The 24250-nt window shown below is 51.6% G+C and carries 18 protein-coding genes; 6 read left to right on the top strand and 12 right to left on the bottom strand.

The window, feature by feature from the left end; translation table 11 throughout:
* Positions 1-64 precede the first annotated feature (64 nt).
* Positions 65-679, top strand: a complete 615-nt coding sequence (locus tag D4L85_RS34785) for a nickel-binding protein (RefSeq protein WP_228450910.1) — start codon at positions 65-67, stop codon at positions 677-679.
* 101 nt (positions 680-780) lie between these two features.
* On the opposite strand, the gene D4L85_RS15215 is transcribed toward D4L85_RS34785, so the two are convergent.
* The gene (locus D4L85_RS15215) at positions 781-1554 is read right to left on the bottom strand and encodes a DUF4382 domain-containing protein (RefSeq protein ID WP_160143749.1); all 774 of its coding nucleotides are present in this window, start codon (positions 1552-1554) and stop codon (positions 781-783) included.
* Positions 1555-1793: 239 nt separating this feature from the next.
* Complete coding sequence (locus tag D4L85_RS15210) at positions 1794-3071, bottom strand: amidohydrolase family protein (RefSeq protein ID WP_119755092.1); 1278 nt, start codon at positions 3069-3071, stop codon at positions 1794-1796.
* 241 nt (positions 3072-3312) lie between these two features.
* Between D4L85_RS15210 and D4L85_RS15205 the strand changes: the two genes are divergently transcribed.
* The 5 genes from D4L85_RS15205 (at position 3313) to D4L85_RS15185 (ending at position 8849) form a co-directional block, all read left to right on the top strand.
* Positions 3313-4224, top strand: a complete 912-nt coding sequence (locus D4L85_RS15205; protein ID WP_119755091.1) for a VOC family protein — start codon at positions 3313-3315, stop codon at positions 4222-4224.
* Positions 4225-4410: 186 nt separating this feature from the next.
* A complete protein-coding gene (locus D4L85_RS15200) occupies positions 4411-4860 on the top strand; it encodes an SRPBCC domain-containing protein (RefSeq protein ID WP_119755090.1) in 450 nt (149 codons plus the stop codon).
* Between the two features lie 169 nt (positions 4861-5029).
* A complete protein-coding gene (locus tag D4L85_RS15195) occupies positions 5030-5368 on the top strand; it encodes a PadR family transcriptional regulator (RefSeq protein ID WP_119755089.1) in 339 nt (112 codons plus the stop codon).
* On the top strand, positions 5365-8037 hold the full coding sequence (locus D4L85_RS15190; protein ID WP_119755088.1) for an ABC transporter permease: 2673 nt from the start codon (positions 5365-5367) through the stop codon (positions 8035-8037). Before D4L85_RS15195 ends, D4L85_RS15190 begins: the two co-directional genes overlap by 4 nt.
* A 62-nt stretch (positions 8038-8099) precedes the next feature.
* Positions 8100-8849, top strand: coding sequence for a DUF72 domain-containing protein (locus D4L85_RS15185; protein WP_228450909.1), 750 nt, complete (start codon positions 8100-8102; stop codon positions 8847-8849).
* A gap of 29 nt (positions 8850-8878) precedes the next feature.
* Here D4L85_RS15185 and D4L85_RS15180 read toward each other — a convergent pair whose 3' ends face one another.
* The 10 genes from D4L85_RS15180 to D4L85_RS15140 all read right to left on the bottom strand — a co-directional run bounded on the left by D4L85_RS15180 (position 8879) and on the right by D4L85_RS15140 (position 24198).
* The gene (locus D4L85_RS15180) at positions 8879-10732 is read right to left on the bottom strand and encodes a carbamoyltransferase family protein (protein ID WP_119755086.1); all 1854 of its coding nucleotides are present in this window, start codon (positions 10730-10732) and stop codon (positions 8879-8881) included.
* Position 10733: 1 nt separating this feature from the next.
* Positions 10734-10826: a DUF5989 family protein gene (locus D4L85_RS34925; protein ID WP_236849113.1), complete on the bottom strand. Its 93-nt coding sequence runs from the start codon at positions 10824-10826 to the stop codon at positions 10734-10736.
* Between the two features lie 76 nt (positions 10827-10902).
* Positions 10903-11295, bottom strand: coding sequence for a hypothetical protein (locus tag D4L85_RS15175; RefSeq protein WP_160143748.1), 393 nt, complete (start codon positions 11293-11295; stop codon positions 10903-10905).
* Positions 11296-11310: 15 nt separating this feature from the next.
* Positions 11311-13353: an SGNH/GDSL hydrolase family protein gene (locus D4L85_RS15170; protein ID WP_119755084.1), complete on the bottom strand. Its 2043-nt coding sequence runs from the start codon at positions 13351-13353 to the stop codon at positions 11311-11313.
* A gap of 38 nt (positions 13354-13391) precedes the next feature.
* Positions 13392-14666, bottom strand: a complete 1275-nt coding sequence (locus D4L85_RS15165; RefSeq protein ID WP_119755083.1) for a glycoside hydrolase family 99 protein — start codon at positions 14664-14666, stop codon at positions 13392-13394.
* A 510-nt stretch (positions 14667-15176) separates the two neighbouring features.
* On the bottom strand, positions 15177-16703 hold the full coding sequence (locus tag D4L85_RS15160) for a RagB/SusD family nutrient uptake outer membrane protein (RefSeq protein WP_119755082.1): 1527 nt from the start codon (positions 16701-16703) through the stop codon (positions 15177-15179).
* 30 nt (positions 16704-16733) lie between these two features.
* Positions 16734-19853: a SusC/RagA family TonB-linked outer membrane protein gene (locus tag D4L85_RS15155; protein ID WP_119755081.1), complete on the bottom strand. Its 3120-nt coding sequence runs from the start codon at positions 19851-19853 to the stop codon at positions 16734-16736.
* Positions 19854-20133: 280 nt separating this feature from the next.
* Positions 20134-21570 carry a GDSL-type esterase/lipase family protein gene (locus D4L85_RS15150; RefSeq protein WP_228450908.1) on the bottom strand — a complete coding sequence of 479 codons (1437 nt, stop codon included), beginning with the start codon at positions 21568-21570 and terminating at the stop codon, positions 20134-20136.
* Between the two features lie 80 nt (positions 21571-21650).
* On the bottom strand, positions 21651-21863 hold the full coding sequence (locus D4L85_RS15145) for a hypothetical protein (RefSeq protein ID WP_119755080.1): 213 nt from the start codon (positions 21861-21863) through the stop codon (positions 21651-21653).
* Positions 21864-21906: 43 nt separating this feature from the next.
* Positions 21907-24198 carry a GH92 family glycosyl hydrolase gene (locus D4L85_RS15140; protein ID WP_119755079.1) on the bottom strand — a complete coding sequence of 764 codons (2292 nt, stop codon included), beginning with the start codon at positions 24196-24198 and terminating at the stop codon, positions 21907-21909.
* Between the last annotated feature and the right edge of the window lie 52 nt (positions 24199-24250).

Below are 24250 nucleotides of genomic sequence, written 5' to 3'. Positions count from 1 at the left end.
ACCTCCGATGAGATTTGATTTCCCTTGGATTTCCTTTGTCCTAGTTAAAACTAAATCACGAAAAATGAAAAAGACCTGTATTGTTTTCCTCTCCCTGGCCCTGGTTTTGGCCGCTTGTTCCACGAACGTCCAACAGCCTAAACCAGTCGAACGACAGCTTTACATCGATGTACACAACCTGGAACCCGGTAAAGTAACGGCCGCCGACGTGGCCGGTGCCCACCAGAAAGATCTGGCCACCCAAGGCAAATTTGGTGTGAGTTTTCTAACCTATTGGGTGGATGAAATGAAAGGCAAAGTGTATTGCCTCTCCGAATCGCCCGACGATTCTTCTATTTATAAGACCCATCAACAGGCGCATGGCCTTGTACCCGACCTGATCGAACTCGTTACGAGCGGTACGGCTGCAGCCTCCCAGTCGCGTGGCGCCCTCTTTCTGGATGTTCACCACCTGGGTGCCGGCAATGTTACCGCGAAGGCAGTCGCCGACGCGCACGTGAAAGACCTGGCTGTTCAAGGCAAATACGATGTGAACCTGATCAACTATTGGGTAGATGAGAAAGCCGGCGTGGTGATGTGCCTGGCCGAAGCACCCGACTCGGCAGCGATGGTGAACACACACAAAGAAGCGCACGGTCTGATCCCCGACGAAGTACATTTGGTGAAACAGGGGAATTGAGCGCGGAATCGATAGACTTCAATTGAAGTGAATTGTTAATAGTAAAAAAGGACTGCATTTTGTTATGCAGTCCTCTTTGCGTTTACATCTATCTTTTTAAATCAAGGAACATTCACCACGCCGACATCCGTCACCACACCCAGCGACACGGATACAGCTGTTTTCTCGGTAGGTTGATAGTTCGGTTTAGGGCTGACCTTCACGGTATACATGCCCGGATCGATGCCGCGCAACAAGAATTTACCCGAAGTGGTATCGCTGTAGGTTGTGGCCACCGTGTCGCCGCTCATGTTCACGGCGAAGATCGCGGGTTTTGAAGCGGCCGGCACAATCACTCCCTTAATGGCACCACTGGTCGCCTCGCTCACGCCGCGAATCACCGGCTTAAGATTGAAGCCTCCATTGCCCTTTTCAACAATCGAACGAGCCGCATCGAAGTCCAGTAGAATGGTGTAGGTAATCCCCGGTGTAAGGTCGGCATTCACCTTTACTTTTAAACCCGACTGCTGAGCGCTGGGCGTTTTCAAAGGCGTTAATATGCCGTTCTTCTTCACGCTGTTATTTTCACCCAGGATCAGTCTGATCTGGGAGATATGTCCGGCGGGAAGTTCCACATGGCTCAATACGGTGTCCAAACCATTGGTAAGCTTCAGGAGGTTGTAAACGCCACCGTGGATATCAATCGTTTTCCATCCCGAATCTGAGTCCGTCTCGCTGGCGTTGATCTCGACGGATTGGATGTCGATGTTTACTTCTTCATAGTCGCCCGGGGCGTCGGTCAATCGAATCTCGAGTTGTGCATTTTCGTTGTTGTCGGAATTGCTACAAGCGGTCGCGATCAGCAAAACAGAAAATATCTGAAATAGCTTTTTCATAATAGTCATTGTTTGTCAGGGTTAAGCTTTCGTGCGTGCATGCTATGTATACACCTTTCGGTAGAAATGTATCCAAGCGATATGCATTCAACGCTTGGCACCTACGATGTACACGCACCAAAAACTCACAATGATAACCATCTTAACGCAATCCTGTTCGTCCGTTAAAAGAAGCATAGACGCTGCTCATCGTCGCGAACAATATGTTCACCGCCGTTGCGATTTCGGGGACCTTTTTTTTATCGTTTCACCTCGTGTCCACCGATAAAAACAGCATTTATTTTTCTTACATTCTTTATATCGCTCAACGGATCAGCATCCAACACTATGAAATCGGCCCAATGACCTGGAACAAGCGTGCCCACATCTTTCAAACCCAGGTATTCTGCAGGGTTCTTTGTCGCCGACAAGAGGATTTGTTCCGGTGTGAGGCCTGCGTCGGCCATCATGCTCATTTCGACATGTTCGAAGTAACCGATAAAACGCGTGGGCACGCCACTGTCGGTGCCAAAAACAATCGGGACGCCCTGGTTGCAAAGGGTCTTGAGGTTAGCCTTCGCTACCGGCAATTGCTTCTTATAGGTTTGTGCGCTTTTGCTTTCGCGCATCTTTTGCTGACGAGCAGGATCCAGCAGGGGTTTGATGATGGCCGTGTCGTATTCGCGTGTGAAGAACGGATCGGAGAAAAATTCAGCCGTATCTTCATAAACAAAGGTGGAGAGCTCGCGGGTTAGGGTTGGGCAGTAGCTTGCTTTCTTTTGTTTGATCAGTTGAATGAAGGCGTCGTCTACAGGGAGGTCGCGAACGCTGTGGGCCATCATGTCGGAGCCGGCGTCGAGCAGTTTGTGGGCATCGTCGAGGTAATACATGTGGGTGGCCATTTTATAGCCGAGTTCGTGTGCGCGTTTGATGGCGGCGCGATAAATTTCTTCAGGCATTTTCGGAGAAGTCCCGAGATTATCGTCCACCCTGATCTTCATGATGTCGACGCCCATGTGGTGGTTGCTGTCGGCCACGGCCATCGCTTCTTCGGGGGTTTTCCCATTAATGATTTCGCCGGCGATGAACAAGCGTGCGTGCTGCGTGTTGACGGTATCTTTCACGGCGCGCAGGGATTCCGCGTCGGGTTTATCGCCGCCCAGGCTCACCACCGTGGTGATGCCATAACGCGCATAGATCGATAAGTTATCGATGATATTTTCGCGCGAATAATGACCGCCGTCAATGCCTTTCACATCGCCCACATGGCCATGGGCATTGATCAAGCCGGGGATAATGGTCTTGCCCACCACATCGTGCACGGTAGCATGCTCGGGGATCTTTACACTTTCTTTCGTGCCAACTGCCACTACGCGCCCGTTGGAAATAAGGAGCACGCCATCCCGGATCGGGTTGGAACCATTGCCATCGATGATGGTGGCGCCGGTGTAGGCGGTGAACGATTGGTTTGTTTGTTCGGGGCGCTTGCATGCCATCAAGGCGAGGAAGAGCAGGGGGAGGAGTCTCACGAGGTTCATGGAGGGAAATTAAACAGTTTCCAGGTATGATTGTTGGGTTATTACATTTCCGGCAGCGGTGCGACAATTTTTCTGACGCATCTGCCCCCGAAAGTTGACGTTTTCAGCACGTCGCCAAAACCGTCCTCTACTTTACCTTTGAATTGCGCAACGATGCGGGCTTTGAATCACCAAACGGTTCGGACGTATCGGTTTAGCATGGCCATTACATTATATCATTCATAAAAAAACAACTTTAACCATGACAAAAATCACCAAACGAATCGCCACGGGGTTGTGGTTCGACACCCAGGCCGAAGAAGCCGCAAAATTTTACACGTCGCTTTTTCCCAACTCGCACGTCGGAGTTATTGCACGCTATGGCAAAGAAGGCTATGAGGTTCACCACCAACCTGAGGGACAGGTGCTCACCGTAACCTTCAACCTGGACGGCCAGGAATTCATGGGTACCAACGGGGGGCCGATCTTCAAAATGAATCCGACCATCTCCTTATTCACGGTTTGCGAGACGGAAGCGGAAATCACAAAACTCTGGAAGGCGCTTTCAAAGGATGGAAACGTGATGATGCCACTGGACAAATATGACTGGAGCGAAAAGTACGGCTGGGTCAGCGACCGCTATGGACTGTCGTGGCAACTCAACCTGGGTAGCGTCCAAGAAGTCGGTCAAAGAATAACACCCATGGTGATGTATGTCGGAAATCAATTTGGAAGAGCGGAAGAAGCCGTCAAGTTCTACACCACCGTGTTTGAAAATTCCTCCATCGAAGCCGTTCATCGTTACGGCCCGGAGATCGAGGGTCACGAAGGCAAAGTAATGCATGCTCGTTTCAAACTGGCCGGCCAAACGTTTATGGCCATGGACGGCGGCTTGCAGCATGACTTCGAATTCAATGAGGGCATCGCGCTGGTCGTGAACTGTGAAACACAAACCGAGATCGACAATTACTGGAAGAAACTCACGGCCGGCGGACAGGAAAGCATGTGCGGATGGCTGAAGGATAAATTCGGTTTGTCGTGGGAGGTTGCCCCCGTACAGCTCGGTGAGATGCTTGTTGATCCCGATCCGAAGAAAAAGGGAAGGGTCATGAATGCCTTTTTAAAAATGAGGAAATACGATCTGGCTACGCTGGAGAAAGAGTATGCGGGATAAAATGGATCCCCGAACGAAGATGTTGCATTTATAAAATTTACGCCGCAGGGCAAGCAAAAACTTTGCTTATCTGCGGCGTTTTTTTCTACTTATTTATCAACCCAGGCTCGGCAAAACATTGCTGCACGCAGATTGTTAGATGCTGTGTGAAGATGTGAACAGTGAATTAACCATCTTAAAAAGCCTATGAAAACCGACATCACCGACAACCATGTTGTCAACAAAAGCATTCGCATAAAAGGAACCCCCGCGCAGGTTTGGGATGCGCTGACCAATCCTGAAAAAACAAAGGAATATTTTTTTAACTGCGAAGTGATCTCCGATTGGAAAGTAGGCCGTGCCATCACCTTTAAGGGGCACGTCATGTCGAAAAAAATCGAATTGCGTGGCGAGATCATCGCCATCGAGCCCGAGAGACTTTTAAAATACACGTTGAAGAATTCCGAAGACAAGCATCCGGACAGCACCTCGACGGTAACGGACCGCTTAGCATACGCGAACGGCGAAACCGTTGTTTCCATCACAGACGACGTCGGCGCAGGAGCCGGCGCCGAGGAAAGGTATGAAAAGTCTGTGCAGGGGTGGGATAATGTTCTGAACGGGTTGAAAGCGATCGTGGAAAAAAAGACTTCCTAGTCCTCAAGTCAATCAACTTCACTCGGCCACAAGAACGATCCATCCCAAAAACGCACACTTCGACACCAGGCCGAACGCGTCGACTATAGGGTTCCAAAAAAATTCCTTCACAAAAATTGTAACCTTTCTGTTTTACGCTGATATTTAGGCAAAGGTGAAACATATAAATATGAAAGGAACCTATTTAGGTGAATTTGAAGAACTGGTCTTATTGGCCGTAGGCATTCTTTTTGGCGATGCTTATGGATTGGCCATCATCGACGAATTGGAAAAGAAAACGGGTCGCAACATCATGATCAGCTCTGTACACAAGACGCTGGTGCGCCTGGAAGAAAAGGGTTATCTCAAATCGCATATGGGCGGTGGCACGCAACAACGCGGCGGAAGAGACAAGCGTTTGTACACCCTCACCCAAGGTGGCAAAAAGGCTTTACAAGAGGCCAAGGAATTGCGCAACGCCATGTGGAAGGAGATCCCTAAGGTTGTGTGGGAAACCGCAAAGCTATGAAGGGCAGCGCTCATCCCAAACCAACCCCACCCCGGTGGGCGACGCGCTTCTTGCGCTGGTTCTGCAACGATCACCTGTCGGAAGCGGTGCTCGGCGACCTGGAGGAGCTTTATGAACGCCGCGCCGACACGCTCGGAAAACGCAGAGCAGACCTTCTATTTATCTGGAACGTCATTCAATTCCTGCAACCTTTTGCCTTTCGAAAAAGTCATTATCGAACCACATTAAATCAACGCGACATGTTTCAAAATTATTTCAAGATCGCCTGGAGGACCATGTCCCGCCAGAAGATGTATGCCGGCATCACTATTGGTGGCTTTGCATTGGGGTTGGCCACGTGCCTTGTCATTTTCCTTTTCATCCGACAAGAGTTGAGCTACGACAAACAATATGCCGACGGCGATCGCATTTTTCGCTTATACAATGAATACAAGGGACCGCAAGGCGACCGGTGGGTCAATATTCCCCCACCCGTGGCCGGCATCCTTCGAACCGATTTTCCGGAAGTGGAAAAAGCAGGCCGGCTCATGCCCAACACGCTGCTGGGCTTTGGCACAAAAGGATTGTTCCGTCGTGAAGACGTCGTTGAAAATAGTTTTGAAGAAGGTTTTGGCTATGCCGATCCGGATTTGTTGGAGATCCTGGAAGTTCCCATGGTCTATGGCACCGCCGCCACCGCGCTCGATAAACCCAACACGATTGTCCTTTCGAAGCGCAAGGCGGACAAATATTTTCCGAACGAAGATCCGCGCGGAAAAAGTATCATCCTCAACGATGACAAATCCAGGCTGTATACGATCGGCGGCGTGATGAAAGACATGCCGGCAAACACACACTTTCAATTCGATTTCCTGATCACGCTGAAAGGCGAAGAGTTCTGGCAGGGCGAACAAGACAACTGGTGTTGCTGGAATTATAGTGTATACGTCAAACTGCGACGGGGCGCAAGTCCACTTGCGCTTGAAAAGAAGATGACCGCCATGCGGGACACGTATTTTGTCAAACACCTGGAACAACAAGGCGATCAATCGGCCGCCGACGTAAAGAAATATCACTTCTTCCGACTGCAACCCGTCGGAGACATTTATCTGAAATCGAACGGAATATATGATGAGATGCGACACAGCGACGCGCGGTACATCTGGTTGTTCGGTGCCATCGCTGCGTTCATCCTGTTGTTGGCGTGTATCAACTTCATCAATTTGTCCACCGCCAAATCGGCGAACCGTGCCAAAGAAGTAGGCTTGCGCAAAACGGCAGGCTCTGTCCGCGGTTATCTCATCACCCAGTTCTTAACCGAGTCAGTATTCTATAGTCTGGTGTCATTCGCGATAGCTTTGGTTATGGTTTGGGTTGCTCTTCCCTACTTCAATGCCCTGGCGGGGAAATCGCTCACCATTCCCTGGTTATCATGGTGGTTCTTTCCTTCACTGGTTGTAGCCATGCTTTTTATCGGCGTGGTGGCCGGGCTCTATCCATCTTTCTATTTGTCGGCCTTCAAACCCATCGATGTGCTGAAGGGCAGCTTGAGTCGTGGAAGCAAAAGCTCGGGGCTGCGCAGCGCGATGGTCGTATTTCAGTTTACCGCCTCCATCGTCCTGATCATCGGCACGTTGGTCATTTACCGACAGATGAATTATTTGCTCACCACAAAAACAGGTTTTGACAAGGACCAGGTCGTCATTCTCTATGGTACACACACCTTGAACAACCAACAACTTACGTTCCGGGATGAACTGCTGGGTTTGGCTGATGTGCAACACGTCTCCATCAGCAGTTACCTGCCGGTAGGAGGTGGAAGTCGCGAAGGATACGGCTTCTGGCGTAAAGGAAGAGAGAAAGCAGACCTGCCCATCAACGCACAAAAATGGCGCGTCGACGCCGACTACATCAGCACCATGAAGATGCACATCGTCGAGGGACGCGACTTCAACCGGGAGCTTGCTTCCGACTCGCAAGCGGCGGTGGTGAACCAGGCGTTTGTCAAGGAATTCGGTTTAAAAAAACCGCTGGGCGACCAAATCACAAACGGCCACCAGACGTTCACCATCATCGGTGTGGTGGAAGATTTCAACTTTGAGTCGATGAAACAAAAGATCATGCCGCTTTCCCTGGTGATCGAAGGCGGGGGTAACTCCATGATGACCGTGCGGGTAAAATCAAAGGACATGCAGGCCACACTGGGATCGCTCACGAAGGTGTGGAACAAGTTCATGCCGCACCAACCTTTTCGCTATGGATTTCTCGATGAAAGCTTCGCCCGCATGTACGATGACGTGCAGCGCATGGGTAATCTCTTTGCAGGCTTTGCCACACTGGCCATCATCGTGGCCTGTCTGGGTTTGTTTGCCCTGTCTGCCTTTATGGTCGAGCAACGCAGTAAGGAGATCAGTATACGGCTGGTGCTGGGCGCCACCACGCAAAGCATTTTCCGGATGCTCACCCAAAATTTTGTAAAGCTCGTCTTCATTTCCATGGCTATCGCCACTCCTCTGGGATGGTACCTCATGCAAACCTGGCTCGCCGACTACACGTATAAAATTCCCATCACGTGGGATGTGTTTGTACTGGCCGGAGCGATGTCGGTATTCATCGCGTTGTCGACCGTGAGCTATCAATCCATCCGGGCGGCACTGGCCAACCCGGCGAAGAGCCTGCGATCGGAATGAACGTGGCGGTGTAACTAATTTTCGCCCCGCTTTGTTATAAGTAATGTAACCATTACTTGCAGGTGGGCACGCTACGAATCGGTACCAGCGGAATTGTTGTTCCCGGGACGAAAGAGACCTTTCCCGAAGAATATCGCTCTGCCAGCCGGCTGCAATACTACGGATCGCTATTCAATACACTGGAAGTAAACAGTTCATTCTACAAAGTGCCTTTGCCTGCGACATTCGAAAAATGGTCGCAGGAAGTGCCGGATGATTTTAAATTCACCGTGAAGCTGTGGCGTGCGATCACGCACAAAAAGAAATTACCCTACAACCCGGATGACATCACGACCTTTCTGAAAGCAGCCGACAAGATCGGAGCAAAGAAAGGATGCCTGCTCATCCAATTTCCGACCAGCGTCAAAATCGAACTCCGGCGGGAAGTAAAAAACATCCTGAAACAGGTCCATGCCCTGAACAGCGTGCCCGGGTGGAATATTTGCGTCGAGTTTCGCGATATAAATTGGTATATCGGTCCGGTATACGAACTGCTGGACCGATATGAAGCCTCTGTGGTGATGCACGACATGCCGGGTTCGAAGCCGCCGGTTTCGGATGAGGCAACCCGGGTTGTTTACCTGCGGTTTCATGGACCTGACGGAAACTATCGTGGTGGCTACTCGCAGGAATTTCTGGAAGGCTATGCCGCTTTAATTCGAACGTGGCTGGCAAAAGATAAGGACGTGTATGCCTATTTTAATAACACGATTGGCACCGCTTTCGAGGATGCCCAAACGCTGAGAAAATTGGTGGAGCAACCAACGCCTTAAAAAACAGTCCAACGCCGGCGAAGCGCAACCTAATCCAACGGAAAATGCTGTTCCAGGCCCGAGGGTAATGCCGGCTGTTCGCGGCGATCAAACAAAAAATTTCCCATCACCAGGTAATCCATCCCGGTGCGCATAAAGCCGGCGTACGCCTCCTGCGGTGTGCACACGATGGGCTCGCCCCGCACGTTGAACGATGTATTGATCAGCATTCCGCAGCCGCTGATCGCTTTGAAGTCGCGTAGCAATTGGAAAAATTCCGGATTGCTTTCCCGGGTCACGGTTTGGATGCGTGCAGAATAATCGATGTGTGTCACGGCGGGCACATCCGACCGCACATGATAAAGACGGTCGTGCAAAGACATCGTCTGGTAGTGCTCCGGCTCAGGTTGACGCAGCTCGCAGCGCAGCGCGGCGACAAACAGCATGTAGGGTGAGGGCTCGGTGGTCTTGAAATAGTCCTGAAGATCCTCCAGCAAAACACTGGGCGCAAAGGGCCTGAACTCTTCACGAGACTTGATCTTCAGGTTCAGCATCTTTTGCAGCGACGGGTTGCGCGGATCGCCCAGGATGCTCCGATTGCCCAAGGCCCGCGGCCCAAACTCCATCCTACCTTGAAACCATCCGACAATCTTTCCCGCGGCGATCTTTTCACTCACCTGCGCCGTGAGGTCCGAAAACTTTTCAAAGCGACGAAACGGCGCATTGAATTTTTGAGCCGCATTGAGAATTTCCTTATCCGTGTATTCAGGACCCAGGTAAGCATTTTGCATCGCATCGCCCGGGGTGGGCGTCCGCGGCTGGTGATGACCGATGTGATGGGCCGCCAATGCAGCACCAAGTGCACCGCCGGCATCGCCCGCTGCGGGCTGAATCCATACTGCATCGAATATACCTGCCTCCCGGATCTTGCTGTTGGCGACACAATTTAGCGCGACGCCACCGGCCATGACCAGGTTTCGGCTCCCGGTGAGCTGCTGCGCCGTGCGCGCGAGCATCAACACGATTTGCTCCGTTACCTGCTGCAAGGCCAGGGCAAGATTCATGTGTACTTGCCGTATTTCCGATTCCGACTCACGGCGGGGCAGGTCAAAGAGACTTTCCCATTTCTCGTCTCGCGTCATCGTGAGTTGAGTGGCGAAGTCGAAAAAGTCCATGTTGAGGAGTATCGAACCGTCTTCTCTCACGTCGACGAGCGTGGAGAGAATTTTTTGGCGGAATTCATTGGTTTGGGGTGAAGCCATGTCGCCATACGGCACCAGCCCCATTACTTTATACTCTCCACTGTTTATCTTGAAACCGAGGTAATAGGTGAAGGCCGCATATAATAGTCCAACGGAATGTGGAAAATGAAGCTCCTTTAAAATTTTTATCGTGTTGGATTTCCCATAACACAACGTGGTGGTAGCCCATTCCCCGACGCCATCGATGGTCAGAATAGCTGCTTCCTCGAAAGGCGAAGGATAAAAGGCGCTGGCCGCATGCGACAGGTGATGTTCCGGGAAAAGCATCGGCACGCGGGCATCCCCCAAAGCTTTTAATTGCTTGCGCAATACATTCTTCATAAAGAGCTTTTCTTTCATCCACACGGGAAGCGCAGTAATAAAGCTCACCAAACCGCGGGGTGCAAAAGCGTGATAGGTTTCCAGCAAGCGTTCAAACTTCAATAAGGGCTTGTCGTAAAACGCGATCGTCGTGAGGTCATCAAAGTCGACACCCGCCTCCCGCAACACGTAACGGATGGCGTGGATGGGAAAGCCTGCGTCGTGTTTCTTCCGGGTAAAGCGTTCTTCCTGCGCGGCGGCTACGATGGTTCCGTTCACGATAAGCGCCGCAGCACTGTCGTGATAGAATGCCGAAATGCCCAGGATAACGATCCGCGCCATATTAGAACAAAGCGTAGATGAAAGGTGCCAAGGCCGAGGCGCTGGTCAGCGCGATGAGCACCGCGAAAAGCAACAGCACCACAATAAGCGGCAGCAGCCAGAACTTTTTCCGGGTGCGTAGAAAGCGCAGGAGTTCTTTTAGAAATTCGATGGCTTTAAATTTTAAGTATTCAAAATGTATCTTTCAGGTCATCCGCTGTATAGACATGGTCACGGTCGTTCATCACCGACGATCTTCCCTTTTTGAATTGACGAAGCCGCAAAGTATCGCGTCCCAACATCCGCCGCACGAAACCGAGGGGCGTCACCATCACAAAAAACAAAATGCCAAGCACCACCGGCGGCACTACTGCTGCCAATAGTTTTGCCAGCGCGAACCACACCACGGCAAATGGATAAAATACCGTGGGAACCACGATCGTAACCAATGTCAAAAACAAAGCCGCCAAGAGGAACCCGTGGTCATCTCTAAAATAAAGGGCAGCCAGCAACGCGATCAGCACAGCCACCTGCCCGAATTCCAAACATTGCTTTCGCGTAACCGATGTAACGAATGACTTCATGCTTCCCGTTTCGTTTTACTTGTGACCAAGCTTTGCCTGCAATGCCAGCGCGGTGGCATTGCGTGCATCGAGTTTAAATATTTTACCAATGTACTTTTCTGTTGCATCCCGGTTGTCCATACGATAATAGGCTTGCGCAATCTCATTCAAAAGCATCACGTTGGCGGTATCTTTTTTCTGAATAGTCTGAAGCTTGACTATTTTTTCCGCATAAGTTTTCACCGGCAGCAGCGCAGCGCGTGAAGGGCTGTGAGCGATGGCATAGTCCAAATACGGTATGGCATCGGCTGGCCGGTCTTGTTTCAGGTAAAGAACAAAAAGGTATCTCGCTTTCTCGGTTGTGGGTGCGCGGCGAAAGGCATTCTGGAAATATACGAGTGCATCGGACAATTCGTTTATCTCGCCACTCAACATCGCCGCCTTCTCATAGAACGCCGCGTCGTCCGGATATTCGAGCGCCAGGGTTTCCATCACGGTCTTTGCCGCGCGGAAGTCGCGTTTTGCCAAATAGTACACGTACAGGCTGTCGTTGGCCGCTTGCCAAGTCACTTGTCGGTTGGCCAGTTTCAACGCCAGCATTTCTTCGTAGGTCTCCACTTTCACGGAATCGCGGCGAAGGGCTTCGCGGAAAGGCCAGCTTCTTTTTAGACGATCTATCTTATACAGACCCGCAAGGGAATCCACCTTCGTGATCGGCATTACCCGCAGCAGCTGCTCTACGGTCATTTCTTTTTGTGCATCCGTTGCGATAAGATTCTCCTTTTTTAAGGCCTCGTAAAACGCGTCCGATAACAAGCCATAGCCCGTCAGGTTGGGATGGACGTGCTCGAGGATCAGCGCATCGCCCGTCACCCCGTGTGACGACGCCCTTTCGAAAAAAGCTTTTGCGTCCACAACATAGGCGCTGCGATGTTGCTTACACGTCTGCCGGATGATATCATTCGCTTCTTCCGGGGCGCGGAAGCGAAGGCCGTCAAAGTCTTTTGCTCTTTGGAAAGCGCGCTTTGCTTTTTCATAGTCTCCATACCGGTACGCCAGCTTCCCCAGGTAATATTGACTCAGCGCATGGCCGTCATAGATGGAATCCGCTTCCTTTAAATAACGATACGCCTGCGAAAGATCGTTGTCTCGAAGAGCCCTTATAGCAAAAGCAAACCTTTCCCGGAAACCGGGGTGCTTTACGCTGTCCACCCGAAAACTGACAAAGGGCTTCAAGTCTCTTTCATTGCTCACCAGCGTGCTGACAAAAACCGGAATGTTGTGCTGTTGGAAAACATCCAGGGTCTCGTCCAGATTGGCCTTGAACTGCTCCATCCCCCGACGGTAGCGCTCCGATCCAAAGGGGATCTGCTCATCGGCCACCATCCTTTTCATGCGGGTGCCCCCGCTGGTTTGGGATGAGGGTCCAAAAAGTTTCTCATACATCCGCGTCATGCCTTGCACAATTTTCAATTCGCGCAACAAGAGCATGGTCTTCACGACAAACCGACTCCCTCCTATCCGATCTGTCGACGCCACACCTAGTGTGCCGTAGTATTCGTTGTGACCCGTATAAATAAAAACAGCATCCGGCGAATAGTTCACCACCTCCTTGGCAAAGCCCATCACCGTATAGGAATTGACGGCCGTCAGCGCCAGGTTGATGATCTCAAAGTCGCGTTCCGGGAAAGTATGCTGCAGGCGATACTGCAGCCAGCGGTGAAACGAGCCGTTGTGAAAATACGGGTAGCCCAGCGTGGTAGACTCGCCCAGTACAAAAATGCGCAACGTGTTTTTATTTTTCACCTTTCTGAAAAACTCCACGTTTCCCACGGTCGCCGCCGAGGCATTCGTGAAATATTTCTTGGAGGCATCCGGGTTCATGACCAGGAGATCCTTGTTTCCCGAATACGCTATAAAAAGATCCGTGGCGTATCCGTAGTGAAACACCCGCAATAAAACCTCAACCAATACTAAGAACGCAAACGGCAACAACACGCCGATCACCTTAAACGCCAGCACCCTCCCCGGACCCGGGGGTGATGCTTTGGGTTGGTCATTGGTGCGGGGCTGTGTCATAAAAAGGATTCTTCAGGGTAAAGTACGAAGGTGCTCCTTCATTTCCGTTCCGGTAGTGTAAAAGTGAGCGGCTTTTCGCCCCTCAACATTTTCGCTGCCTCGCCGGTGAGCCAGAGATAATGGTCGGAGGGTTTGTGATCCAGGTCCATGAATTGCGTCGCACCCCCCACGGGTGGGGTATCGGTCACCTTGAAAATAGCAGTGCCCTCGTTTACTTCGTCGAACATGGCCACATACAGCATCTTCGCGCCGGTGTTCAGGGCGGTGGAGATCAGTTGCCAATAGAACCTTCCTCCCTGACGCGGAATGGAAGCCACCGGCTTGATGTCGTCGGGGAAAGCATGCACACTGAGATTGTGCCAGCTAAAACCCGGGTATACACAGGGCACGTAGCCGACGCGATTGTCTTCACACCATTTCATATCGGCTAGCATCAGGTCACGGTAACGATCCATGTCATTGTGCAGCAACGGAGAGAAGCGCTGCACGGTCCAGGGCAACACTAAGTCAGCGGCCCGGATGAGATCGTGCAGATAGGGATCGGGCAAACAATCGGCATTCAATTCGCGCCATGCCGTGGGCACGCCCAGCATCACAGAACAATTGCCATAGACGGGGTCATTCTTTAAAAAGTTCATCAGACGCTCCAACCCGATGTTCCGGATGTTATACGGCCGGTCGGGAAAGCCCACGCCCCAGATCACCACCAGCGGCTTGCCGTTGTGATGCAGATACGTATTGTTTTCTTTCTGACTGGTAACGCGAAGCTGATCCACCAAATATTTCCAATCCTCGATAATAGAGGAGCAATCTTCTCCCGATCCTTTCAATCCCGAGAGATCGTACATGACGGCGATGGCACGCTTATATTTCGTCGCCGCCTCCATAGCGTTCGTCAGAATAGCAGACGATTCTTTTTTCCGGTTATTATCGCGGGTGTCGTCAAAGAAGCGTTGCATGAACACGCCGTCTACGCCGTATTGTTGCATCCATTTGAAATGCAGATCCACCGTGCTTTTATCCACCGAGCTGAAGAACTTTGCTTTTGATCCGTTCGGAAGCTTGAAGGGGGTTTCGTAAGTTTTTTCATATTCCGAAACGTCGGGCCATGCGTCGATGCTCGAACGGCTCTCGTCGCCGTAGGCATAGTGCCGGGCTTGGCTGCCGTCGCCGGCCGCCCGAAACCATCCTTGGTAGCCGGCCATGACCAGGCCGTTGTAAGTGGGATATAAAGTTTTGGGATTGTGTTTGGATTGGCCAAAAGCAAAAGGTGCTGTCGCAAGGAATATTAGAAAAAGTATTTGTCGTTTCATTTTGTGCTGATGTTATAGTGAGATTTGTGTGCGGGTCGCGCAATAGGTGTGGGTGTGAGTTTTGTGTGGGAGGTGCTCTGTAGGAAGTGTGTATCGAAGGCGCGAAAGAACGTGATCACCTCTAGATCGTGCGTAGGCGCCTTAGAAAATCTTTTTGCTGATCAGGCACCAGCAGGGTGCCTGATCAGCAAAAAGATTTAAGATGCAAGAATATGCTGCGCATGTTCTTGTTGGCTTTCGAACCGCAAAAGCAAGCATCCGCTACGCGGATGCTTGCCCTTAAAAGATGGTTGGTGTAGCAAAGCTGTCCGTCTAGGACAGCTTTGCTACACCAACTATCTCCAGCCGCGCCGCTGCGAACGAAATAGATCCGTACGAACGCTCCGCGGCGCGGAACAGCACGCACTAACAAAATGCAGGGGGAAGCTGGGGAACCCTTGCCCAGCCCAACCCCGCATTAAAAAGTTAAACCACACCCGAAGGCATGGTTTAACGAATTCCAAACAAAAATCAATACCCATCATTCTGTTGCCAGAGTGGATTTCTGTACATCTCATTCTGAGGGATCGGTGCGAGATATTTGTCGTTTAGGTTGCCCGAGGTGTTGATCGCATTTTCTTTGTCGCTCCGGGCGGCAATAACTTGTGGCAGCAATTGCAGTCGCACGATGTCGAACCAGCGGATACCGAACTCTCCGGCAAATTCGTAGGCGCGTTCGTAGACCACAGAATCACGAAACGCGGTAGCGGACAATCCGGTGGTGAGATCCTTCAGACCTGCGCGGTGGCGCACGGCGTTGATGGCATCGTAGGCCGCCTGGTCGGGGCCGGTAGACATGGCCTTGGCTTCGGCAAAATCCAGCAATACCATGGGATAGCGGATGATGTCGAGCGCTTTGTTGGTGCTGGGGTTCATGGTGATGATGGAGTTAGCAGTCTCGGATACGCCATCGCCGTTAAGGCCTGCACGGAACTTTTTGAAATACGGGTGACGGGCGTGGGTTTCCTCAGCATCCCAGTTCACCAGTTTATACGTTACATTATCGGCTTGGCGCAATTTGATCGTGGTGTAAAACGTTTCATCGGTGCGTTCACACTTCGGTGCGTTCAGATAGAAGTTGATCTCAGGATAGTAATCATCCCATCCGCTGGAACCATTCAATGCTACTTCCTCCAGGGGAACAGACGAAGAACCGAAGCTGCGTTGGGGTGTTCCACCAGCCACGTTGTACTGCAAGGCAAAGATCGACTCCGAGTGATTGTTGGTGGAGAATACCGTGGCGTAGTCATCCAGCAACGTGTAGGTGCCGTCCATCACGCCTTGCGCTTCTTGTACAGCCAGTGCATAGTTGCTGGTTTGGTTCAGCGGCCAGCCGGCCATCGTAAGATACACGTCAGCCAGCAGCGCGCGTGCAGCCATCTGGTTGGCTTTACCCGGAGCACCATCGAACTTCACCGGCAACAAAGATTTTGCGGCTTCCAGATCGCTGATGATGGATGCATAGATGTCGGCAACCGGCGCACGGTCGGGACGTGCATTCACGTCGATCGGGCCAGTGATGAGCGGCACGGGACCAAACGTGCGCACGAGGTTGTAATAGCCCCATGCTCTTAGAAAGTATGCTTGCCCTGCAGACGCGTTCTTTGCGTCTTCGGAGGATTCTACTTTCGCATAGTTCGTGAGTACGTTGTTGGCTTGGTAAATGCCTTGCCAAGGACCCGACCACTCGGCCACCATGCTGCTGTTTCCACTGCCTCCGGCAAGACGGTCGAAGTCACGAAAGTCGGCTTTATTCAGGGCGGGATCCGTAGTCAAATCGTCTGCACCGAAGTATGAGGTCATGCGGCTGGTGAATCCATAAGCGCCGTCGATGGCGAACTGTACGTAGATCGCGGACACGGCCGCATCGAGATCGGATTGCGTTTTAAAATAAGTCTGAGGCGTAAGATTCGCTTTCGGGTCTTCGCTCAGGTCCTGGCAACTTGCCAGGGCCAGCAGCCCGACGTAGGCGAAGGGTATGAAATATTTCTTGTTCATAGTTACGTTTTTAAAAAATGTTTGTGATGGTTAGAAGCCGGCTCTCAAACCGATGGTGTACGTTCTCGGGTTGGGGATCACACCCATTTCGAGGCCTTGTGTTACCGCGTTCTGAGCGTTGTTGATTTCGGGATCATAGCCTGGGAACTTTGTGATCGTGAAGAGGTTCTGGCTGCTCACATACACTTCCAGGTTCTTCATCTTCACTTTGTCGAGCAGATCCGTCGGTATGTGATACGATATCGAAATGTTCTTCAACTTGATGTAGCTGCCGTTATACACGTAGCGGCTGCTGTTGATGAAGTTCTTGCCATTGCCACCAAACGAGGGATTGTCGGTCTCGTTCGTAGGCGACCACATGTTCATCGCATCGCTGGTTGTAGCATTTTTGGCTTGTCCTTGTCCGCCCCACAGGTAAGCCATGGTTTGCGAATAGATCTGGTTGCCATGCGTACCCTGGAACATAAAGCTGAAGGTGAAGTTGCCATAGGTCACGTCGTTAATAAAACCAAAGGAATACTTCGGCGTACCGTTTCCGATGGGCTTCAGATCGGCCGAGTTGTAAGCATGGTCGCCATTGACGTCGGTGTATTTAGCGGCGCCGGGCAACAATCCAAATTTGGCTGCTTCGTCGGCTTCGCTGCTTTTCCAGGTTCCCAGGAACTCGTATCCGTAGAACTCACCCAACGGTCTTCCTACACGTAACAGCGAGGCGCCGTCTTGTGCCGAGCCGATGTTACCCACTTGCACGTTGTCCAATCCACCCAGGTCAAGCACCTTGTTGCGGTTAAAGGAGAGTGTGAAGAAGCTGTTCCATTTCAATTTGCCCGTGTTCACAGGCGTTCCGCGCAGCGCGAATTCGAGACCTTTGTTTTCCACCGTTCCGATGTTGCGCTGGTAGTAGCCACCGCCCATGTAGAAGGGTGCCTGGTAATTATACAACAAGTCGGAGATTTTCTTCTTATACGCATCCACGGTCAGCGTCAAGCGGCCTTCCAGGAACGATGCGTCCAAACCGATATCATATTGGGCAGAGGTCTCCCATTTCAAAGTCGTTGAAACCGGGGCGCCCAACGGTGTGGATACACTGGGTGTGTTGCCGTCAAAATAGTAGGAAGGGTGCGGACCACCTGTCGTGATCTGGGCGATGGAAGAATAGGGAGGCACGGCCTGGTTGCCGGTCTTACCATAGCTGGCACGCAATTTCAAATCAGCAAACAGCTTGGAGGATTGCATAAACGACTCACGGGAAATGTTCCACCCCACGGCCACGGAGGGAAACGTGCTATACTTTTGTACCAAATGCGACGAACCATCTGTACGCACACTGGCCGTCAAAAGATATTTCTGACGGAACGCATAGTTCACGCGACCCATGTACGATTGCAACGCGTCGTTCCAGTAGCCGGTGTTGATCTGTTGTGTCTGACCAAGACTCAGTCCATAATAACCAAGCGCATAGCTCGACAACTTCGATGAGCGTCCATCCAGGTTCCGGTTCAAGTGGTTCTGTTGTTCATACAGCGCCGTTACGGTCAGTGAATGTTCTCCGAAACTGTGATTATACGTCAGGAAGTTACTGTTCTGATAGGCCCTGTAGCGGCTGGCCGAGGTCGAGGCATAAAAAGCAGACGTAGGATCTGTGCCCGGACCACGCAAGGCGTCGGAGAACTGCGACTGTATTTCATAACTGTTGTTTGACGTAAACGTCAGGTCTTTAAAGATTTTGTACGACAACGTAGCCATACCGGTCACGTTGGTGGTCGACACATCTTCCTGTTGACTCCGCGCTTGCGCGATGGGGTTGAAACCTGTGGAGCCATAAGACGAGTTGTTCACATACTCGCCGGTTGCCGGGTTGCGGATGGGCGATGTAGGGTCCCAGATGTTGGCTTGCGAGAATGGATCGGTGAGATCGCCCTGGTATTTTGTGTTGCGGCTTTGCGGAAGCAGCGCCGTGATCTTGAATTTGAGGTCCAGCCGGTCGTTCACCTTCACATCCACGTTGGTACGGAACGTGGTACGCTTGTAGTACTGGTTCACAATGAGACCCGGTTGGTTGAGGTGGTTGAATGAGAAATAGTAATGCACCGCCGACGTTCCTCCATTCAAATCGAGCTGGTAATTTTGGATCCAGGGTTTTTGCTGGAGTTCTTTCTGCCAATCGGTTCCACCATTTTCTTTCAGCGCCTGCAGTTGTGCGTCGCTGAATGCTGCACCCTGGCCGATTTGCGATTGTTGGAGGTTTACCGTCTTGGCAAAATCGTAGGCGTTCATGAGATCCAGCTGTTTGCCGATCATGGCCTTGCTGAACCACGTGCTAAAGTTGAGTCGGGGTGCTCCTTCTTTGCCGGTTTTGGTGGTAATGATCACCACCCCGTTCGACCCGCGCGAACCATAGATGGCCGTGGCCGACGCATCTTTCAGGATCTCCAATGACTCTATATCATTCGGGTTGATCGATTCGATGTTGCCGCCGATATAGCCGTCGATCACGTATAGAGGATCGTTGGATCCGCTGATCGAATTCGAACCGCGGATGCGCACACTCAAAGGAACGCCGGGCTGTCCGCTGTTGCTGCTCACGACCACCCCGGGTGTAGTGCCCTGCAAGGCTTGCTCCACGCGCATGATCGGGCGTTTCACAATTTCGTCTGATTTAACCGTGGAGGTAGCGCCGGTAACGTCGCGCTTTTGTTGTGTACCATAACCCACAACGACCACTTCTTGCAAAGTGGAAACATCGGGCGAAAGTGAAAGGCTTATGGCCGATTGCGTTCCAACGCGCACTTCCTGGGATGAATACCCGATGAATGTAAATAACAATACGGCATCCGGTCCGGACACATTGAGCGCATACTTTCCTTCCACATCAGTAGTCGTACCATTGGAAGTTCCTTTTTCAATCACATTCACGCCGGGCATGGGGTCCCCGCTTTCAGAAGTTATCACCCCCTGCACAGCCTGCGCCGTCAGTGCAGCGGCCAATGGCTCCTCATCGGGGGGAATCGTAGTGTCAAGAGCAGTCGCGTTTGCGATCCGCCCCGCGTTGCGATCTTCGTTCAAAGCATCCTTCCGGCCGGCGTTGCCGGCTTGCAGAAGGGTACTTGTGCCAACGAAGAGCGCCAAAAACGTGTAGATTTTGATCATCGTTTTGGATAGTTAGTTAAGTGGAACATGGGTTGGTATAATCATCGTTTGCGATGGGCAATTCAATCGTTTACGATGAATCAAATCTATCCGGGGGGAATTAATTATCTCTTAAAAACCTATTAACAGCGATTTTTTTGAAGGTTTTTGCTTTTACAGATGAAAAAAAATCAAGCGCTATCCATACGATTGAACCGCAATTGTAAAATTTGATCCGCGACGATCCTTTTGACATGGCTTTAGAAAAAGCAGGGCGTTGGATTAGGATGAGGTGAACAGGCTACCGGTACGTATTCCACGCCGTCATAATAAAATCGACGATGGGGCTTGGATCCGGAAGGCTGTGCGGATGATGTGCGAAGCCTGGTTTGTGGATCACCGTGATATCGCCATGAAGCGCCTTTACCTTTTGTTCGAAAGGGGTCGTGTTTTCGATCATGGGTACATCGCGGTCCGCATCACCGCAAACGTGCAACAGCGGATAATGTCCGTTTACGATCAGCGCTACCTTGTCGATGGGGCTTCCTTGAAACGCCAGCGCCGCCTCATCCGAAACCAGCCCAAAATCTTTTTTGAACATCTCCCACTCCGGTCGCTCGGTTTTGGTTCGCTGACTGCCCGGCCAACTCTTCAGGTCCAGCACCGGATTGTCCACATAAACACATACTACTTTGTCCGGATTTGCGGCGGCCCAGTTATAGCAGTACACCGCGCCTCGGCTCATGCCTTCCAGCGCTACTTTGCGAAAGAGTCCGTTCTTTGTGAGCGTCTCGTAAAATGTATTCCAGCGCTGCACAGCTTCGGCGTTGCCGAACAATTCGGCTACATCACAGTAGACCACGTGAAATCCTCGCTCCAGCAAAGCAATGTCCGTTTGCGGTTCGTGACCCCAAAAGCGCGCGCGCCAAATCCACGGATGATGCTTCGCAGCGCGTTTAGGCTGGACGATCTTGCAGGGATGCCCTTCCATTGTGAATTCCGAACACGCATAACCATAAAACGATTGAAGGTTTTCGGGTTTTAGCGTTTTGAAAATATCGAAACGCTCGTCATAGTCTTGGGTGAGAAAAGCGTGAAGCCGTTTTGCCATCATCAACGCCCCCACGGCGTCGGGATGTATTTTATCCGGCATGTACGCGGATTGGTTCAATAATAACGGATGCATATCCAATACCTCGCAGCCCGCATCGAACGCAACGTTGCGCAAATGCGGGATGATGGTTTTCACGATGGCGGCATCCCAGATTTCCATCGTGTCCGTCACAAACGAGACGATCGGTAACAGCAAAATAACGCGCGGGTGCGAGGGAAGCTGTCGAAAGGATTGAATGAGGTCCCGGCCATCCTGTTCCAGCGCACCGGCGTTTACGCGATTCACCAGCTTACTGTCGTTTCCACCTAAGTCGATGAACACGATGTCGGGATTGCTGGCCAGTGCTGACGCGTATGCTTTTGTGCTCCAATAAGGATGATCGCCCTGCCGTAGGAGCGTAGTGCTGTTCACACCATAATTGGTCACGGTATAATGGTCACCCAACAGGTTTTGAAGTTGCGCGGGATAGGATTGCTTTTCGCGATCCTCAAGACCGGCGCCATACGTGATGCTAGCGCCAATGCAAGCGATGCTGACCTTACGGCTGGGCTGGGCGCAGGTAAACGAAACGGAAAGCAGCGTCGACAGCATTCCAATCATTAAAATGTAGACACGCGCGATCATGGAATAAAAGTGGATATAACGCCTTGAATGAATGAACTGAATTTATGTTAACGGCAAAAACGGGCGATCACTCCATCGTATTACGCAGTCTCCTGTGTTGAAACACCATCCAATATCCGTTTCCGTTGGTAGCTGATAATGTCCTTCATTTTACGGATCCGGCTTTTGGCCAGACTTAGCTTCTCTTGAGTTTTGCGCAGTTGGGTGTTTTTCTTTTTCATCTTGTCGTGGGTCTGGGTCAACAACATCACCAGGTCTTCCTTCTCCAGCTTGGCAAGCTCCTCTTGTCGCATAATATTTCGGTGTATTTCTTTTTCGGTTAAGTTGTTAAAAAAATCAGGGCGTGATGGTGGGATGCGCCGACATGACAAATTCCAACGTGCCTCCCTTTAAAATATCCTCGTGTGTGATGAACGGGGTTTTGAGCGGCGTCCCGTTCAAGCTCACTTTGGTGACGTATTTATTAACCACACTGTTGTTCTGCGCTTTCACCACAAAGGTCTTCCCATTTTCGAGATGCACCTTTGCTTCGCTGAACAGGGGACGGCCCAAGGTGTACGTTGGATCACCCGGGCTCACCTGGTAAATTCCCAGGCTGCTCAGAATATACCATGCCGACATCTGTCCACAGTCTTCGTTCCCGGATAAACCATTGGCGTCGTTGAAATAAAGCGTGTTCAGGATTTTATCGGCAAGCTCCTGGGTCTTCCAAGGCTGGCCTACATAATTATAGAGATAGGCAATGTGGTGACTGGGCTCGTTGCCATGCGCATACTGCCCAACCAAACCCGTAATGTCGGCCGAAGAATTGTTGCCCTCGATATCCGATTGCACGGAAAACAAACTGTCGAGTTTTTGAATGAACGGCTTCCGGCCGCCGTGCAGCGCCATGAGGCCATCGATGTCGTGGGGTACAAACCACGACCACTGCCAGGAGTTCCCCTCCACATATTCGTCGCGGCGGTGATTCGAGAAACGCGGGTTGAACGGTGTCTTCCACGAACCATCGGCATTCACGCCCCGCATGAAGCCGACGCGTTTGTCAAAATATTTTGCGTAGCGCCGCGATCGCTCCATAAATTTTTCATAGTCCTTGGTTTTGCCCAGGCCTTTCGCCATTTGCGCAATGCACCAATCGTCATAGGCATACTCCAGCGCTTTGCTCACCGACTCATTGTCTTTGTCGCACGGAATAAAACCCAACGTCTCGTTGTAGTACTTGCCCACGGGCATCACATTGTTTTTTATTTCGGCATCGGGAAAATGGACGGACACGGTGTCGAAGTGCGGTGCACGCAACAAACCTTCGTAGGCTTTCTGCACATTGAAGTTGCGATTGCCTTTCACATAGGCATCGGCAATGACCGACGCGGAGTGGTAGCCGATCATAGTGCCCGTTTCGTTGGCGGCCAGTTCCCACATGGGCAGCACGCCGTCTTGTTCATATTTTGTGATGAGCGTCCTCACCCAAGCTTCGTTGCGCGAGGGGTTGATGATGGTCATCAACGGGTGAAAGGCGCGGAAGGTGTCCCATAGCGAAAACACGGTATAACTCTCCGATCCTTTTTCGGCCGTGTGGATTTTCTTGTCCAGGCCCCGGTATCGTCCATCCCAATCCGTGTACAGGTTGGGGCTGATGGCGGAGTGGTACAAGGCCGTGTAGAAAATGGTCTGCTGGTCGGGCGTGCCGCCTTGCAGATCAACTTTGTTCAGCCATTCGGTCCAGGCGGCTGCGGCGTTATCTTTTACCTTCGCAAAGTTCCAGTCCGGAATTTCGTTCATCACGTTGTTGCGGGCGCCTTCCATGTCCACCGCCGAGATGCCAACACGTACCTGCAATTGACGATCTTTCAGGTTTTCAAATTTCAAGACGGCTTTGGCGCCTGCGGCATTTATGCTGGATTGGGATGAGGTGGCATAGGCATCGCCGGACGCCAGCCGGTAGGTGAAGGGTTGCGAGAACACCGCGTGAAAGTAAACATGATGTTCGCGGGCCCATCCGCGGGTGAACTTGTGGCCCCGTATTTCGTGGTCGTTCACGATTTCGATGAGATTCTCCGCGTTTTGATGGCTTTGCAAGGTGTGGCCCACATCGATGATCAGGCCTGGGTTGGTCCCTGCAGGATACGTATACTGGTGCATGCCGGCGCGCGTGGTAGCGGTGAGCTCGGCGGTGATGTTGTCGTCTTTGAGGGTGACACGGTAATAACCTGGCGTGGCCGCCTCCGACCCCTCCACCTTACGGGAGCAATAGCCGCTCTCCGGGTTGTCGGCCGTGCCTTGGTTTAGCCAGGGTTGTCCGGCTACGGGCATAAATAAAATGTCGCCGTAATCGCCAATGCCGGTGCCGCTCAGGTGGGTATGCGAAAATCCGAGGATGACCGGATCAGACGCGTGGTAACCGGCGCAGGCGTCCCAGCCATTCAAGCGCGTGTCGGGACTCAGCTGCACCATACCAAAAGGGACAACGGCGCCGGGAAATGTGTGGCCGTGGCCACCGGTACCAATGAAAGGGTTGACGAGCGCGATTTTGCCTTGCGGCTTTTTCTGTTGCGCTTTCGCGGGATGTTGGGGCAGGGCCACGAGGGCAGCCAACGTCAAAAAAGAAAACAACACTCTCAGGGCCATGCGTCTTTTATTTTGGATCGCCGTGAAAGTAGGAGTGCCCTCTTAAAATCGA

The sequence above is a fragment of the Chryseolinea soli genome (genome assembly GCF_003589925.1).
Taxonomy (GTDB): domain Bacteria; phylum Bacteroidota; class Bacteroidia; order Cytophagales; family Cyclobacteriaceae; genus Chryseolinea; species Chryseolinea soli.
Note: the sequence above shows the minus strand (reverse complement) of the source record. Positions and strands in the feature narration are given on the sequence as shown.